Source organism: Pyxidicoccus sp. M15, from assembly GCF_056858435.1.
The window spans coordinates 5,615,589-5,632,474 of the sequence record NZ_CM166495.1; the positions used below are offsets into that span (position 1 = coordinate 5,615,589).

Annotated in this window: 7 protein-coding genes and 1 pseudogene (1 of these 8 only partly in view); 2 read left to right on the forward strand and 6 right to left on the reverse strand. The window is 67.3% G+C overall.

The window, feature by feature from the left end:
- Both ACX9TP_RS21225 and ACX9TP_RS21230 read right to left on the reverse strand, forming a co-directional pair.
- On the reverse strand, positions 1-4,930 hold the 5' end (the start) of the coding sequence (locus ACX9TP_RS21225; protein ID WP_482981544.1) for a non-ribosomal peptide synthetase. It extends 22,793 nt beyond the left edge of the window; only the first 4,930 of its 27,723 coding nucleotides appear in the window; it begins with the start codon at positions 4,928-4,930; its stop codon lies off the left edge, out of view.
- Positions 4,931-4,932: 2 nt separating this feature from the next.
- A complete protein-coding gene (locus tag ACX9TP_RS21230) occupies positions 4,933-5,787 on the reverse strand; it encodes a TauD/TfdA family dioxygenase (protein ID WP_482981545.1) in 855 nt (284 codons plus the stop codon).
- A gap of 216 nt (positions 5,788-6,003) precedes the next feature.
- Here ACX9TP_RS21230 and ACX9TP_RS21235 point away from each other — a divergent pair, with 216 nt between their 5' ends.
- Positions 6,004-8,040: a carbamoyltransferase C-terminal domain-containing protein gene (locus ACX9TP_RS21235; RefSeq protein WP_482981546.1), complete on the forward strand. Its 2,037-nt coding sequence runs from the start codon at positions 6,004-6,006 to the stop codon at positions 8,038-8,040.
- Between the two features lie 287 nt (positions 8,041-8,327).
- Here the strand turns inward: ACX9TP_RS21235 and ACX9TP_RS21240 are convergent, their stop codons facing one another.
- Positions 8,328-11,435, reverse strand: coding sequence for an RCC1 domain-containing protein (locus tag ACX9TP_RS21240; RefSeq protein WP_482981547.1), 3,108 nt, complete (start codon positions 11,433-11,435; stop codon positions 8,328-8,330).
- A 679-nt stretch (positions 11,436-12,114) separates the two neighbouring features.
- On the opposite strand from ACX9TP_RS21240, the pseudogene tnpC reads away from it, so the two are divergent.
- Positions 12,115-12,761, forward strand: a pseudogene (tnpC, locus tag ACX9TP_RS21245) (IS66 family transposase); the annotation flags it as partial.
- Positions 12,762-12,954: 193 nt separating this feature from the next.
- Here the strand turns inward: tnpC and ACX9TP_RS21250 are convergent.
- The 3 genes from ACX9TP_RS21250 to ACX9TP_RS21260 all read right to left on the reverse strand — a co-directional run bounded on the left by ACX9TP_RS21250 (position 12,955) and on the right by ACX9TP_RS21260 (position 16,752).
- Complete coding sequence (locus tag ACX9TP_RS21250) at positions 12,955-14,901, reverse strand: Ig-like domain-containing protein (protein ID WP_482981548.1); 1,947 nt, start codon at positions 14,899-14,901, stop codon at positions 12,955-12,957.
- A gap of 294 nt (positions 14,902-15,195) precedes the next feature.
- A complete protein-coding gene (locus ACX9TP_RS21255) occupies positions 15,196-15,606 on the reverse strand; it encodes a hypothetical protein (RefSeq protein WP_482981549.1) in 411 nt (136 codons plus the stop codon).
- Between the two features lie 306 nt (positions 15,607-15,912).
- Positions 15,913-16,752: a ferritin-like domain-containing protein gene (locus ACX9TP_RS21260; protein WP_482981550.1), complete on the reverse strand. Its 840-nt coding sequence runs from the start codon at positions 16,750-16,752 to the stop codon at positions 15,913-15,915.
- Positions 16,753-16,886 lie beyond the last annotated feature (134 nt).

Genomic DNA, 16,886 nt, shown 5'->3' on the forward strand with positions numbered 1-16,886 from the left:
GCACGGTGAGGACGACGGAAGCAGCGGAGTCGGCCCGCATGAAGCCCAGGCGCTCGGCGGGGTAGGCCGGGTCCAGAGGCAGGAAGGCGCCACCGGCCTTGAGCACGCCCAGCACGGCGACGAGCAGCTCGACGGAGCGCTCCAGCAGGAGAGCGACGGGAGTCTCGGGGCCGACGCCCAGTGAGCGCAGGTGGTGCGCCAGCTGATTGGCGCGCGCGTCCAGCTGCGCATAGGTGAGTGAGTCGTCGCCGAAGCGAAGGGCGACGGCGTCCGGCGTGCGCTGAGCCTGGGCCTCGAAGAGGAGGTGGGCGCAGGTGTCGTGAGGGAAGTCGTGGGCGGTGGCGTTCCACTCCACCAGCAGGCGCTGGCGCTCGGCGGAGTCCATGAGCGGCAGCGCGGAGACGGGGCGCTCCGGGTGGGCGGCGCTGGCCTCCAGCACCGTCTGCAGGTGGCTGGCCATCCGCGCCACGGTGGATGCGTCGAACAGGTCCGCTGCGTACAGGAAGTGGCCCTTGATGCCGTCCGGGGTCTCCTCCAGCACGAGACTCAGGTCGAACTTCGTCGGCATGGAGGCGAGGGCGAGCGGCTCCAGGCGCAGCCCTGGCACCTGCAGCGGACCGATGGGGGTGTTCTGGAGGGTGAAGCTGACCTGGAAGAGGGGCGCGTGGCCCAGGCTGCGCTGGGGCCGCAGCTCCTCGACGAGCTTGTCGAAGGGAATGTCCTGGTGCTCGTAGGCTCCCAGGGTGCTGGTGCGCACCTGGCTCAGCAGCGTGAGGAACGAGGCGCGCGGGTCGATCCGCGTCCGCAGGGCTAGGTTGTTGATGAAGACGCCGATGAGGCCTTCGGTCTGGCCATGGGTACGGCCGGCGATGGGCGCGCCGACGACGAGGTCCGCTGCTCCGGAATAGCGGTGCAGCAGGACCTGGTAGCCCGCCAGCACCGTCATGAACGGGGTCACGCCCTGCCGCGAGGAGAGGCGCTTGAGGGACTCGGAGAGCGCCTGGGGCAGGCGCACGGGCAGGTACGCGCCGCGGTGGGACTGGACGGCGGGGCGGGGCCTGTCGGTGGGCAGCTCCAGCACCTGGGGCGCGCCGGAGAGGTGCTCCCGCCACCAGCTCAGCTGGCCTTCCAGCACCTCGCCCTGCAGCCACGAGCGCTGCCAGGCGGCATGGTCGGCGTACTGCACCGGCAGCTCGGGCAGGGGCGAGGGCAGGCCCCTGGCGAAGGCGGTGTAGAGGGCAATCACCTCGCGCACCAGCACGCCCATGGACCAGCCGTCCGAGACGATGTGGTGCATCGTCAGCAGCAGCACGTGCGTGTCTTCACCCAGCCGCAGCAGCGAGCCGCGCAGCAGCGGGCCGGTGGCGAGGTTGAAGGGGCGCAGGGCTTCTTGCTGTGCCAGCCGGCGGGCCTCTTCCTCGCGCTGAGCGGCAGGCACTCCCGTCAGCTCCACCCGGGCCAGGGCGAAGTCGGCGCCGGGGTGGATGCACTGCACGGGCTGGCCTTCGCGCACGGCGAAGGTGGTGCGCAGCGACTCGTGACGGCGCACCACTTCCGCCAGCGCGCCCTCCAGGGCCTTCGCGTCCAGCGCGCCTTCCAGGCGCAGGCCCACGGGCACGTTGTAGGCGGCGCTCTGGGGCTCCTGCTGGTGGACGAACCACAGCCGCTGCTGGGCGAAGGACAGCGGCAGCTCGCCCGTGCGGGGCACCGGGACGAGGGCCGGAACCGGGGCCCGGGTGGCGGCACCCAGGAGCCCGGCCACGCCCGCGACGGTGGGTGCCTCGAAGAGGGCGCGCAGGGGCAGCTCCACGCCGAAGGCGGCGCGGATGCGCGAGACGGCCTGCGTGGCCAGCAGCGAGTGGCCGCCCAGCTCGAAGAAGCTGTCGTGGATGCCCACGCGCTCCGCTCGCAGCAGCTCGCTCCAGAGCGTGGCGAGCAACTGCTCGGTGTCGTTGCGCGGGGCCGCGGAGGTGGAGGTCCCCACGGGCGCCTCCGGCGCAGGCAGGGCCTTGCGGTCCAGCTTGCCGTTGGGCGTCAGCGGCAGCGCGCTCAGCGCCACGAAGGCCGAGGGCACCATGAAGGCCGGCAGCCGCTGCTGAAGTCCGGCGCGCAGCGCGGCCACGTCCAGCGCGGAGGGCTCGCCCTCGGAGGGCACCACGTACGCGACGAGGCGCTTGCCCCCGGGCACGTCCTCGCGCGCCACCACCACCGCGTCGCGCACGCCGGGCGCCGCGCGCACCGCCGACTCCACCTCACCCAGCTCGATGCGGAAGCCGCGCACCTTCACCTGGAAGTCGAGCCGGCCCTGGTACTCCAGCGTCCCGTCAGCCTTCCAGCGCACCTTGTCGCCGGTGCGGTACATGCGCGCGCCGGGCTCCGTGCTGAAGGCGTCCGGCACGAAGCGCTCGGCGGTGAGCGCGGGCCGGTCCAGGTAGCCGAGGGCCAGCTGAGCGCCGCCGATGAACAGCTCTCCCGGCACGCCCGGCGGCACCGGCTGCATGCGCGCGTCGAGGGCGTACAGGCGCGTATTGGCGACGGGCCGGCCGATGGGCACGGTGGCGCCGCGCTCCTGGCCCGTGGCCACGGCGGACGTCGCGTCGATGGTCGTCTCGGTGGGGCCATAGAGGTTGACCAGTTGCGTCTGGGGCAGCAGCGAGCGCAGGCGCGGGGCCAGCTCGGAGGCCAGGGCCTCACCGCCGCAGAAGAGCGCGCGCAGGTGCGAGGCACCGCGCAGGCCCTCCTCCTCCAGCATGAAGCGCAGCATCGAGGGCACCACCTGGAGCACGGTGATGCGCTGGTGCACCACGCACGCCACCAGGGCCGCCGGGTCTCTATGGGCCTCGGGCGGTGCGAGCACGAGGGGCGCGCCCACCATGAGCGAGGCCCAGCACTCCCAGACGGAGGCGTCGAAGCTCAGCGGCGTCTTCTGCAGCACCCGGTCCGCGGCGGTGACGCCGAAGGCAGAGAGGAACCACGCCATGTGGTTGACGAGGGCGCCATGGGGGATGACGACGCCCTTGGGCAGGCCGGTGCTGCCGGAGGTGTAGATGACGTAGGCGGGGGCGTTCGCGGAGACGGTGACGGCGGGCGCGGAGGCGTCCTCGCGCGAGAGGGCGTCGCCGGAGTCGAGGGACACGACGTCGGTGCCCTCGGGGAGCAGGCCGCGCAGGGCGTCCTGGGTGAGCAGCACCCGGGCGCGGGAGTCCTGGAGCATGAAGGCCAGGCGCTCACGCGGGTAGTCGGGGGCCAGCGGGACGTAGGCGGCGCCGGCTTTGAGGATGCCCAGCAGCGCCACCACCATCTCAGGCGAGCGCTGCACGCAGAGGGCAACGCGGTCGCCGGAGCGCACACCCCGGCGCAGCAGGTGGCGGGCGAGCTGGTTGGCCCGCGCGTCCAGCTCCCGGTAGGTGAGCTGCGCGTCGTCGGACTCCACGGCGAGCGCGTCGGGCGTGAGGCGTGCCTGCGCCTCGACGAGCTGGTGGACGCCGGCCTCGCGCGGGACGGCAGTCGCGGTGGCGTTCCACTCCTTCACCACCTGCCGCAGCTCCGACTCCTCCATCAGCGGCAGCTCGGACAGGCGCCTCTGGGGCGCGGCGACGATGCCCTCCAGCAGCGTCTGGAAGTGCCGCAGCATCCGCTCCGCCGTGGTGCTCTCGAAGAGGTCCGTGCGGTAGACGAGGGCCACGCGCAGCCCCTGGGACACCTTCGTTACCAGCAGGGACAGGTCCAGCTGGCTGGCGCCGCTGTCCACCGGCTGCGCCTCCATGACGAGACCCGGCACGCGCAGCGGGGGCAGCGGCGCGTTCTGCAGGGCGAACAGCACCTGGAAGAGGGGAGAGACGCCTGGCTGGCGCGCGGGGCGCAAGGCCTCCACGACCTTCTCGAAGGGCACGTCCTGGTGCGCGAAGGCGTCCACGTTGAACGCGTGCACCCGGTCCACCAGCTCCAGGAAGGACGGGTCGCCGGACAGGTCCGCGCGCAGGGCCAGCGTGTTGACGAACAGGCCGATGAGGCCCTCCAGCTCGGCGCGGTTGCGGCCCGCCACGGGCGAGCCCACCACCACGTCCTCCTGGCCGCTGTAGCGCGCCAGCAGCACCTGCCAGGCGGCGAGCAGCACCGGGAAGAGCGTGCGGCCCTGGCTCCGCGCCAGCTCCTCGAGGGCCTGGAGCAGGCCGGGCGGCAGCACCACCGTGTGGCGCGCGCCGTGGGCGCTGGCGACGGCGGGCCGGGGCTTGTCGCGAGGCAGCTCCAGCACCGCGTCCGCGTCCAGCCGCTGGCGCCACCAGGAGAGCTGCGAGTCCAGCACCTCGCCCTTCAGCCAGTCCCGCTGCCAGTCCGCGAACGCGGCGTACTGCATGGGCAGCGGCGACAGCGGCGAGGGCCTGCCCTGGGAGAAGGCGCCGTAGAGCGCGGCCACCTCCTGGACGAGCACTCCCAGCGACCAGCCGTCGGAGACGAGGTGGTGCAGGTTGAGCAGCAGCAGGTGCTCGCGTGCGTCCAGCCGGTACAGCACCGTGCGCAGCAGCGGGCCCTTCTCCAGGTCGAAGGGCTGCCGCGCCTGGGCCTGCAGCCTGCGCCAGGCCTCCGCCTCGCCCCCGGCGGCGCCCTGCACGCCCACCACGGGCAGGGCCACCTCCACGGAGGCGGCGATGTGCTGCTGCACCCGGCCATCCTGCTCGACGAAGGTGGTGCGCAGCGGCTCGTGCCGCTGCACCAGCTCCTGCAGCGTCCGGTGCAGGGCGTCCTCGTCCAGCTCGCCGGACAGCCGCACGGCGATGGGCTGGTTGAAGGTGGCGCTGCCGGGGTCGAGCCGCTCCAGTACCCACATGCGCTCCTGGGAGAAGGACGCCGGGGCACGGTGGGAGGAACGGCTCTTCTCGCGCAGCAGCTCGGCGAGCCGCGCACGCTTCTGCTCAGGGGTAGTCGCCATGGTCACGAATCGCTGTGGATCGGCTTCAGGCCGGCCGCGTAGCAGTCCCCCATGGACACCAGCACCTTGCGGCCCGTGCCCTCGTAGGGCTTGCGTCCATGGGTCACCCGCATGTTGTCCACCAGCAGCACGTCCCCCTTCCGCCAGGGGAAGGTGACGAGGGTGTCCTGGTAGGCCTTGCGAATGGCCTCCAGGTCGGCCACGTCAATCTCGCTTCCGTCGCCGTAGTAGGCGTTGCGAGGCAGGTCCTCTTTCTTGAAGAGCATCTGCATGGCCTGCTGCGCGGTGGGGGCCAGGCTGCTCACGTGAAACAAGTGCGCCTGGTTGAACCAGAACGTCTCTCCCGTGCGGGGGTGCCGGGCCACGGCGGGCAGCACCTGGCGCGTGCGCAGTCGAGCGCCGTCCTTGTCCTTCCACTCGAACTCGATGCCATGCGCCCGGCAGTACGCCTCGACCTCGGAGCGCTCCTGCGTCTGGAACACCACCTGCCAGGGCAGGTCCACCCGCGGCCCGTAGTTGCGGACGTACATGATGCGTCGCTCCTCGAAGCGCCGCCGGATGGGCTCGGGGATGCGCGCGGTGGTCAGCCGGTTGTCCGTCAGCGGCGTCTCTCCGCCCTGCTCGGCGGGGGTGACGCAGTGGAAGCACAGGTTCATCGGACTGCTGTCCGAGTAGGCGTTCTCGTTGTGCTGCGGAATCGTCTCCTGTCGCGGGTACTCGGTCGCGGTGTAGACGCCGCGGCCCACCTCCGTGCGTGGCGTGGAGCGGTAGACGTAGCGCAGTGGGTCCGCGTAGACCGCGCTGGAGAGCTTCTCGAAGTCCTCGGGTCCCCCGAAGCGGAAGCCCCGGAAGAGCACTGCGCCATGCTCCAGGAGTGCTGTGCGCCAGCGCTCGCCGTGTGTTTCGACCCAGTCGAGAAGTGACGTGTCTGGGGTGGGTGGATCGAGGGTGAGGGGAAACATGGAGAATCCGCCCGTGCGCCCGCGTTGGCGTCGAGTAATTTGTGTGGGGCTGGTGGTCGCGCGGCACGATACAGCTAGTATCAAGGTGCTCTCAACCCGGAGAACCCACGCATGACTCGGAGCACCAGACCCACCTATGTCCTTGGTACGGGCCTCTCACACGATGGCTCGGCATGTCTCATCAAGGACGGGCGAATCTGCGTGGCCATCGAGAAGGAGCGCATCACCCGGCGCAAGCACGATGGAGGCAACGACTCGGACGCGGTGAGCTATTGCCTGCAGGCCGAGGGCATCACCATCGACGACGTGGCCGCCGTCGTGCAGAACGACAACTTCGGCATGCTCCTGGGCGCTGACGACTGGTACCGCGGCCCCCGCATCGTGAAGGGGACGAACGTCCCCATCGTCTCCATCTCCCACCACCTGGCGCATGCCTACAGCGCCATTGGCGCCTCGCCGTTCGACGAAGCCGCGGTGCTCATCATCGACGGCTGTGGCAGCTCCTACGACGACTGCCTCGACCTGGAGGGGTGCACCCTCCCGGAAGTCCCGCCCGCGAAGCTGGGGCATCTCTTCTACGAGAAGGACAGCTATTACCGCTACGAGCAGGGCCGGCTGCGCCCCGTGTACAAGGACTTCTCCGAGGGAGGCCTCGTTCTCAAGAACTACCCCCTGCGGCCTGGCAGCACCATGCACTCCATTGGAGGCATGTATCTGGCGGCGAGCACCTACGTCTTCGCGGGCTTCGAGGACCCTGGGAAGCTGATGGGCCTGGCGCCCTACGGCCGCCCCGGCCAGCATGACTTCCCCATCTTCGACCTGAAGGACGGCCGCGCCTTCGTGCGCTACGACTGGCAGGAGCGCTTCAAGCGCCCGGCGCGCAACAAGACCGACTTCAAGGAGCACTTCCAGGAGCACGCGGACTTCGCGTGGTGGGTGCAGCGCGAGGTGGAGCGAGCCATCCTCTACGTGGTGAACCATCGCTACGAGGTGTCCCCGTCGGACAACCTCGTCTACGCGGGCGGCGTGGCGCTCAATGCGGTGGCCAACCGGCTCATCCGCACGCAGACGCGCTACAAGAACATGTTCATCCAGCCGGCGGCGGGCGACAACGGCCTGGCGGTGGGCTGCGCGTATTACGGCTGGCTGGAGGTGCTCAAGCGGGAGCGGGTGAAGGCCACGGGCGCCTCGGCGTTCGGCCGACACTACCGCCGCGACGAGGTCGAGGAGGCCGTGAAGCAGCACGGCGAGCATCTGAAGGAAGAGCCGGTGAAGGACGTCTCCCGGCGCACCGCGGAGCTGCTCGCGGATGGCAAGGTGGTGGGCTGGTTCCAGGGCGGCTCGGAGCTCGGCCCGCGGGCGCTCGGCCACCGCAGCATCCTGGCGGATCCGCGCCGGGCCGAGATGCGCGACTTCATCAACTCGAAGGTGAAGTTCCGCGAGGACTTCCGCCCCTTCGCCCCGTCCGTGCTGAAGGAGGACTGCTCCACCTACTTCGACTGCGACTACGAGAGTCCGTACATGATCCTGGTGGCGCCGGTGCGCCCCGAGTGGCGCTCGCGCCTGCCCAGCGTGGTGCACCAGGACAACTCGGCCCGCATCCAGACGGTGACCGAGGACGTGTCCCCCGCGTACTACCGGCTCTTGAAGGACTTCAAGGAGGTCGCCGGCATCTCCGTGCTGCTGAATACCTCCTTCAACCGCAAGGGCATGCCCATCGTCGAGACGCCCGCGGACGCCATCAAGTTCTTCCTCGGCTGCGCGCTGGACGCGCTGGTGCTGGAGGACCGCATCTTCTTCAAGACGGGGACCGAGGCGGCCGTGGACCTGTCCCTGGAAGCGCTGCTGCTCGAGCGGATCAAGCCGGCCCTGGAGCGCAACGCCGAGGAGGCCCGGACGATGGGCGGAGTGTACGAGCTGCGCCTGAGCGGCACGCGGACCTTCACCCTGGACCTGTCGCGCCCGCAGCCCACCGTGTACGAGGGCCGGGGCACGCCGGATATCTCGCTCTCGCTCTCCGAGAGCGACTTCCAGCGGCTCTACAACGACCCAAGCGAGGCCATGTCGCTCTTCGGTGCGGGGAAGATCTCCGTCGTCGGTGACCTGCAGCGCGCGCTCGCGCTGCTCCGCGTCTTCCAGATGTCCTGAGCGGCCGTCGTCCTGATCAAGGGCGGCAGCGTGTCGCCGGTGTCGTTCACCATGACGCGCGTGGGTTTCTATGCCCTTCAGGTCGACAGGCGAGGAGCACGATACCGCCAGCGGCCTCACGAAGGGCCGCTGGCGGCGCACGTCTGACAGCCAAGGGGCCCTGGGCCCCTAGGGTACGGCGCGCGCTGCCACTCCGGCAAAGCCCAGGCGAAGTAGCGGATCGCGGCCAGCCCCCGAGGGTCAGGAGGAACGCAGGTCGTCGTGACGGGACACGGCGAAATCTTGCATCAATTCAGCGGCGGCAGGAGGACTCGGGCGGGAGCGTATTGATTCGCCGACGGGGTGCCATCACCCAGCTCCCCGGAGGTGTTGCGCCCCGATACCCAAACGGTGCCGTCGACCGATTGGAAGAGCGATTGGCCCCACCCACCCGCCAAGTTGACGATGGCGCTCAGGCCGAAGACCTGCCCGGGGGACGTGCCTGTTGTCGTACTCGAATCCCCGAGCTGGCCGAAATCGTTTTGGCCCCAGGTCCACAGGGAGCCATCCACGCGCGACGCGTAGGAGGACCAGTTCCCCGTACCCATGGCCCTGACTCCGCTCAAGACAGCAACCGGCGCACTCCGATCGGTGGTCGTTCCATCACCTACCTGTCCATTGGAATTCGAGCCCCAGGCCCAGAGGGTTCCGTCCGCGCTTCGCGCGAGGGAATGCCCAGCTCCGGACGCGACCTCCACGATGCCCGAAAGATTCGCGACCTGAACAGGCAATGGGGTTCCCGACCCCCATTGCCAGACCCTGCCATTTCCCGCCACCGCCAACGATCCGAAATACCCCGCCGCTACGGAGACGGCCCCGGACAGATCCTTCACCTGGGTGGGAATCAAGCGGCTGGTCCACGTGCCGTCACCGAGCTGCCCCGACCCGTTGTAGCCCCACGCCCAAACCGTACCATCGCCGCGCACGGCCAGGGAGTGCTCATCCGCCGCGGCAATGGCTATCACGCCTGTCAGACCAGGCACGGGAGCCGGTACCATCCGCGGAGAGGTGGTTCCATCTCCAAGCTGACCCTCATTGTTGGAGAAGCCCCAGGTCCATACGGTCCCGTCCGAGCGCAGGGCCATGAAGTGATAGCTGCCTACCGCGATGTCCACCACGTTGGTCAAGCCACTCACTGGCACGGGCGTCCTCTGTTCATAGCCCAAATACCCCCAATTCCAGACAGACCCGTCCGCCCGCAGCGCCAAGGAGGCGTGCCAGTACCCCGCTGCGACCTCCACCACGTTCGTCAGACTGGAGAGCATGACGGGTGCGGTCCGTTGATCGGAGAGGCCATTGCCCAGCTGCCCGACGATGTTGGAGCCCCACGCCCAGAAGGCCCCATCGGCCGCTTGTGCGATTGAATGGTAGCGACAAGCGCGCACGAACAACATGTTCGCTGCTGCCGTCAATTGCACGGGGGAGTAGCGGTCGAGGGTCATTCCATCCCCTAACCGACCCGCATTGTTGGAGCCCCAGGCCCAGATCGATCCATCCGTGCGCTGCACCAGGTTGTGCCAGCCGCCCGCCGAGATTGACGTCACTCCCGTCATTCCTGGAACCTGCCCAGGTGTGTACCGGGTAGCGTTGGAGCCGTTGCCCAATTGGCCGTAGGCATTGGAACCCCAGGCCCAGACGGTGCCATCCGCGCGAAGCGCCAGGGAATGGTATCCCCCCGCCTGCACGGCTACCACCTGGGTCAGTTCGCTCACCTGCACGGGAACATTGCGCGTAGCGGTCGTCCCATCCCCCAGTTGGCCGTTGTTGTTGCTGCCCCACGCCCAGACCGATCCATCCGCGCGCAGCGCAAGGGTGTGATCGGCCCCGCTCGACAGGGATACCACTCCCGTCAATCCCGGCACCTGGGTGGGCGTCTGGTTCAAGCCATAGCTGCTACAGCTCCATACTGTACCATCCGCCTTGAGCACGGCCGAGCTGTACAAGGTCGCCGAGACGGCGACCACGTTGCTCAGCTCGGTGATCTTCGTGGGAATGGGCGTGTAGAAACTGCCCCAGATCCAGACCGAGCCATCCGCGAGGGCCACGAGGGAATGCGCGTCTCCGCAGCCCACGTCCACGACGTTGCTCAGGCTCCGGATGTGAATAGGGGTCGAGCTATCGTTCGTCGTTCCATCTCCGAGCTGGCCCGAGGCATTGTTACCCGCAGCCCAGAGTGAGCCATTGGGGCGTAGAAACAGTGAGAATCTGCCCCCTCCGCAGGCGCCTCCCCAACCCGAGTGGATATTCGTCGGCGCGGGAAAGGCCTTGTCCACCAATGAGCCGTCTCCTAGCTGGCCCAGGAAGTTGCCCCCCCAGGACCAGACCGTTCCCGAGGCGTGCATCACGAGCGAGTGTGTGCTGCCCATGGCCACCCTCTGGCCCTGGCTCAAGCCGCTCACTTGCACCGGTGTGGCGCGGTCCACCCGCGTTCCATCTCCGAGCTGGCCATAGGCATTGGAGCCCCACGACCAGACAGTCCCGTCCGCGCGCGTGGCCATGGACGAACTCAATCCCGCGCCAATGGACACCAGACCACTCAGGGTGGGAAGCGACACCGGCGAGAGCCTGTTGATATTTGTCCCATCCCCCAGCTGCCCATACGCATTGTTGCCCCACGCACGTGCAATGCCGCCCGCCAAGAGGGCCAGCGAATGGCTGTCACCCGCAGAGATCGATACCACTCCAGTCAGGCCGGGCACCACGGTCGGCGTGAGCCGACGGGCCGTCGACCCGTTCCCCAGCTGTCCACTGGAACCGGCACCCCAGGCCAGCACGGTGCCATCGGAGCGCAACGCCAGTGAGTGGGAGCTGCCTCCCGCCAGGGCTACGGCATTGACGAGGGTCGTACCGACCTTTACCGGCGTGGTGCGCGTGGTCGTGGAGCCAATGCCCAGTTGACCATCCCAGTTGGCGCCCCAGGCCCAGAGCGTTCCATCTGCCTTCGCGGCCAGGGAGTGCTCCGCGCCAGCCCCAAGCACCCGCACCCCGGTCAGTCCCGGGAGTTGCACCGGAACGGCGCTGTCCACGCCCGAGTCATCGCCGAGCTGGCCCGCGCTATTGGAACCCCACGCCCAGACCGAGCCGTCCGCACGCAACGCGAGTGAATGCGAGAGCCCGGCGGCCACCGACACCACATGGCTCAAGCCCTGGACCTGGACGAAGGTCGTGCGATCCGTGTTCGTTCCATCTCCGAGCTGCCCATACACATTAGAGCCCGTGGCCCAGACGGTGCCATCCGGCTTGACAACCAGGGTGTGCTCCTGCCCCGCGGCCATTCTGGACGGCAGCGACTGCGCAGTCGCGGAGCGCGTCAGATCGACATTCTCCTGCGATGGAACGGCGCTCTCTGTGGGCATTTCGTCGGCATACCCACAGCCGCCCAGGTAAAGCGCGCCGAGTAACAAGAGGGATGGATGAAGCGGACCTCTCCAGACACCTCTTTTTGAATCGCCCATGCGAAATCCCCTTCCGGCCAGTGTTGGTGGTGAATCCAATCCAGCTAAACCCATGAGGCGACCGAGCGTTGGCTATGGGTCCGAAGCACAGGAGCCCCTATGGGGATATGCAGACCAGTGCGCTCCGATCGAAAACTCTATCTGTGAAGCCTTATCGCCCGTTAGTCTAACAGGACTGGGTTGCCTATTGAAATGGATGTGCCCAATGACCGGCTCTGGATTGGCCCGGAAGGTGACGTTTTATATGCCCTTCAGGCCGATGGGCGAGGAGCACGACACTGTCAGCGGCCTCACGGATGGCTGCTTGCGACGCACGTCTGACAGCTCACCTCGAAGGAGAGCCGCGCGGGATGGCCTCGGGACACGCGTGCCACCCATCCCATCACCACCGCCTTGTTCGTATCTGTACGACGGACGACGTGCTGCGAGGCCTTGAGCGGATGAGCGGTTCAGGTCATCCCTCTTCGGGTGCAGAAGAGAGTCGAGAAGCCGGAGTGGCTGCGGATCGCCGAGGAGTTCGAAGCGAGCGGGCAGACGCAGCGTGAGTTCGCTGGGCGCCGGGGGCTGCGCCTGCGCACGCGGTACCGTGGGCGCCCTCGTGGTGGATGGGTACACCGGATACAACGCGGTGACGCTGCCCGATGGGCGCGTGCGCGTCGGATGTTGGGCTCACGTGCGACGGCGCTTCTTCGACGCGCTCGCCACCTCTCCCGAGGACAGCGAGGCCATGGACCTCATCCTGTCCCTCTACCGGGTGGAGGCCCTCGCGCGCGACGCGGAAGTGGTGCGCACGACCGCCCACCGCGAACTGCACCAGCAGCGCAGCGTGCCCGTCCTCAAGCAACTGCGCGCCTGGCTGACGCAGCAGGCCCCACGGCACCCACCGAAGGGGCCACTGGGCCAGGCCATTTCCTACGCGCTGAAGCAGTGGGAAGCGCTGGGCCGCTTCGTTTCGGATGAGCGCCTGCCGTTGGACAACAACCGGAGCGAAGGTGCCCTGCGGAAGGCAGCTCTGGGCCGCAAGAACTTCCTCTTCGTCGGCCACGAAGCCGCGGCGAGAACCTCGCCGGCCTCTACGCGCTGGTGGCCACCTGCGAGGTCAACGACGTCAACCCGGAGGAATATCTCGCAGACGTGCTGCTGTGCGTGCAGACCCACCCCCAGTCCCGCATCGGCGAGCTGCTGCCGCACGAGTGGAAGCGCTTGCGCGCCGCCGACTCCTGCTGAGCCCCTCGCTCACGTCCGACCGCTCACGCCCAGGCTCGCGACCACCGCCGAGCACAGCATCCGTCCGTCTTCAATCAGTCCGGCACGTCGTCCGCCGTACGGATACCAGCAACGTGCTGCGAGGGACGGTGCGCCACAACCTCGAGCGGGCTCAGGCCTGCCGAGCTTGAGCCGCCGTTCGGTGGACGGGGCTTCAATCTTCGAACGGGCTTTCCGGCATCACTTGAGCATCTTCCGCGCGGACCCCGGTGACGATATTGACATAGTTTCGAAAGGGGTAGTGATTGGGGTCGGAGTAGGTCTCCAGGTTCTGCCAGCGAAACCCCTCGGGGTCGAACGGGCCTTCGTATTCTTCCTGGATGGAGTCAATGGTCGCGCGTGCAAAGTTCCCACTCAACGTCCCGAATACCGTCTGTTGCTCTGACATGATGAGATGGGCGTTGTTGTGAGGACACACCCTCACGAACGGCCCGGTTATCCTCCCGGTCAGCCGTCCATCGGGAAGCACTTCAATTCGAGCCATCCGGTCAACCGTGCAGGTCACGGCTTGGTACTGTGACCGATCTTGACTGTCAACATGATCAAACCACTCAATTGAAATGTTCATGGTGACCCGGTAGTTCCGAATGTCTCTCACTCGCAAAGAGATGGCGCACTGGACGTCCCCGACGGAGGCCAGAATCACTGCAGTCCCTGTCCGCACAGCGGTGATATTGCCCTCGGAGTCCACGGTCGCGATGCCAGGGTCGCTGCTGGACCATGCAAGCTTGACTTCGTTTGTCACCTCTCCCTCGGTACCATAGGCGAGAACTTCAATGCGGCCCGTGCGGCCCAGGCCGAGTTCCAACCATCCGGAAGAAGGAATCAGCACGTTCACGAGTGGTTCCCTGCGCTCCCTGTGGAACACTGTCTCGGGAAGGAACTCGCCGGAATACTCGAACTTGCGCGTCCCGAGGATGTGGAACTCGCCACCAATGGCGACCTCCGTAGAGAGCACTCCCTTCATCTCCGCCAGCCTGAGATTCTGCGTGGAGTCAGTCTGGAGTTTCACCGAGGTCGTCAGCGTCTTGCCAACACGCACGAATGGGCCACCGACACCATAGAAGCTGACAAGCACGCGTGGGTATATCTTTAATGCGACTTGCGCGCCGCCTGCACCGTCAATGGAGTGCACGCTTGTGGCCGGACTCGAGCGCAAGTCCTCAATGCTACTCCATTCGCCGCCGTCATGTTGCATGCCCGCACGGAAGTCGACCCGCTTGACATAGCTCTGGGTGTATGTGAGCGACGCATTTGTCTTCACGGAAGCCTCGACGACAAGGCTCACAGTGGCGGTCCCTAGAACCGGAACCACGCCGATCAAGCCCCTGATAGGAACCTTGTAGGTGGCAAGCGTGTGGCTTTTCGACCATGACGACTCATGCGTGGTCGAAAGGGAATATCCAACCGAGGCTTGCACCATTCCATTCAGGATCACGCTCTGCCACGCCGGAGTATGCTCACGATATCCAGCCGAGATGTCCATGTTCGCGCCAAAATCCACGCGCGTTCGGCCAAGAGTGAATTTGACTCCAGGTTCGTCAATGAGGTCGATTCCACTGAATTCAAATGAAAAATTGGTTGCGCCCTCCGGGCGGATGACTCGAAGTCCAGGAGCGAGATACTCGAACTGCGACAGGCGTGCGTCCGCCGCGGCGAACGCTTCGGCCGGTGTGTTTGGAAGCGCGCCACCCTCGGCCGTTGGCGCCAGGGGAATCGAGGTCTCGAATGTTCCCGTCTCAATCAAGTCGGCGAGGGAAGCGGGAGTTGTCTGCAGGATTCGCTCACTGCCACTCTCGGTGATCGAAGTGACTCGGCGCAGGATGCCTTCATCCTTGTCGCTCACGACCAGGGAGCCCGCCTTCAGGTTGGCGGGTGCGCGAGCTGCGATCACTCTTATCTGGCCCTCGGCGTCAGATGTGAGCACCGCCGTGGAGTCGAGTACGACCGCATCAGGCGAAACCTGTGTGGCAGGCTCCGGCTCATTAGGATTGTCATCCACCGGCTTGGGCTCGTTACCGTGCGGCTGACCGCACGACAGCAGGAGCGACAAGACGAGCGCGCCAATAAACCACTTCGATGCGCTTGGATCGATTGGCATCCGATTCCCCCCGGCTCTAGTGCCTTAGGCTTCAATCTACGTGACGTCACGAAGCCTGTCTTTGTGGTGTATGCGGCCACACTGGCAGGAGTTGTGGGTGGATGCACTTCTTCGTGCGTATTCCGGCCATGCCGAGCAGCGATTCCGGCCGATGCCGATCACCCGTTCCGGAGCATGCCGAACACCGGGATGACGACGCTGGTGGGGCTCAATCGGCGCTGACCACGCTGCAGGGCCAGTCGCGCCATGACGCTGACGGGGCTGGCCTCGATGCAGCGCTGAAGAGCGGCATCTTCATTTCGCCCGCTGGGTTCGCGCCTTCCCCTGCTGTCTCTTCTGGGACGTCCTTTGCGGCGTGGACCGCTTACCAACCCCCTGCGGGCGGAGCCGCTGGGGCCTTGCTGGCTTTATTCCGGGCAGCACCTCGAAATTCTCCTCGAAGAACTTTCGGACGAAAGTCATCGCGTTCATCAGCGAGTCCACAGGTCCCATACCAAAGATCGGTCTGAACCGGGGTTTGGTGTAGCCCTCGATCAGTACCGGGCAATACCAGAGCCGCCGCTTGGGGTAGTGCACCGGGCGGCCCACCATGAGCCTCGAAATACGCTGCTTGCCCGAGGGGGTAACATACTCCCAGCAATCCTCCGCAATCGGGTCTTCAATGCGCCTCAATTTCGGACGCCAGTTCTCATCCTTCTCAGGCATGGATCGTGACCTCATGGCTCCCTGGGAGGACCAAAGTAGGCCCGGCAGAATACGAGGCATGCGGCTTTGCCCGCGTAGCACGAGCCAAAGCAAAGGGCCTTGAGCTTCTGCTGTCGCTTCGTCCTTCCTGGAAGGTTCTCGCAGAACTCCTCCATTGTATGACTGCATGCCTGGCATGCCTGGATGCATGCGAAGGACTTCCATGGGTCCGCTGTGGTCTCGGCCTCCCCAGGCGCTGGGGCAGGCAGCGGCTCCATACAGGCTTCCGGGTTCAGCTCGCAGAACGGATAGGAGCGCGGACGTGAGTCACGGGATCCGGGGTGCGGCCTCCACGGGCACCGCGTCGCGCGGAGACGAAGCGGGCACGCCCTGGATGTCGATGGGGCCATGCCACACCGGGAGGCTCGACGGCTCGAGCAGCGCCTCCGCCCGGGCGCGCGTCCGCTCGATGCACACCGCCATCAGCCGCCCCAGCTCCGCCTGGGGCAGCACACCGTTGCGCGCGAGGAAGTCCTCGTCGACGCCCGGGATGCGGGGGAGCGCGGGCGTCTGCTGCGACTCCAGCGCCGGGAGGGCCTGGCGCAAGGCCTCCTTCGCGCTCCGACCGCCCCGCTCCAGGGCGAAGCCGATGACGTCCCAGGCCAGCTCCGCGTGCCGCCCCTCGTCCTCGGAGATGACCGACAAGGTCTCCCGCACGAAGGGGTCCGTGGCCCGAATCGCGCCCTCGCCTGCGACCAGGGACGCCATCCCCTCGGCCAGGCACCCATCCAGCAGCGACCCGCGCACCAGCCGGGACCAGGGGTCCCCCGTGCCTGCCGGAGAAGGCTGGGCGCTTCCCTGTTCGAGCTCCGGAAGCGTTCCCGCCGTCCAGCGCACCCCCGAGTAGGCTCTGGCGAGCGCGAAGCACCGCCTGGCATGACGGACCTCATCCAGGGCCGCCAGGTGGCAGTCCTCCAGCAGCTCCGAGGGCGCTCCCAGGGCGGAGAGCTTGAGCGACAACTTCGAGAAGGCTGGAACTGACGCGTGCTCCAGGCCCGCCGAGTACATCCACACCTCCCCGAGCACGGTTCGCTGCCAGGGCGTGAGCCCCGAGACCTCCGGAACCGCGTCATCCGCCCAGCCCTCCCCAAGCGCTCGGCGAGCCACGCGAGTTCGCCCCCGCAGGCGAAGGACCCGCCCCTTCGAGAAGTTGGTGGAGCCGATCGCGTTGATGAGCCAGGCCATGCCCCCCATCGTCGCGGTGCCGAAGAGCGTCACGGCCCCGGTGCGGGCGATTCTGG

Coding starts and splice junctions, on each gene's coding strand:
- ACX9TP_RS21235 (WP_482981546.1), top strand. CDS start 6,004: ATGACTCGGAGCACCAGACCCACCTATGTCCTTGGTACGGGCCTCTCA.
- ACX9TP_RS21240 (WP_482981547.1), bottom strand. CDS start 11,435: ATGCCCACAGAGAGCGCCGTTCCATCGCAGGAGAATGTCGATCTGACG.
- ACX9TP_RS21250 (WP_482981548.1), bottom strand. CDS start 14,901: ATGCCAATCGATCCAAGCGCATCGAAGTGGTTTATTGGCGCGCTCGTC.
- ACX9TP_RS21255 (WP_482981549.1), bottom strand. CDS start 15,606: ATGCCTGAGAAGGATGAGAACTGGCGTCCGAAATTGAGGCGCATTGAA.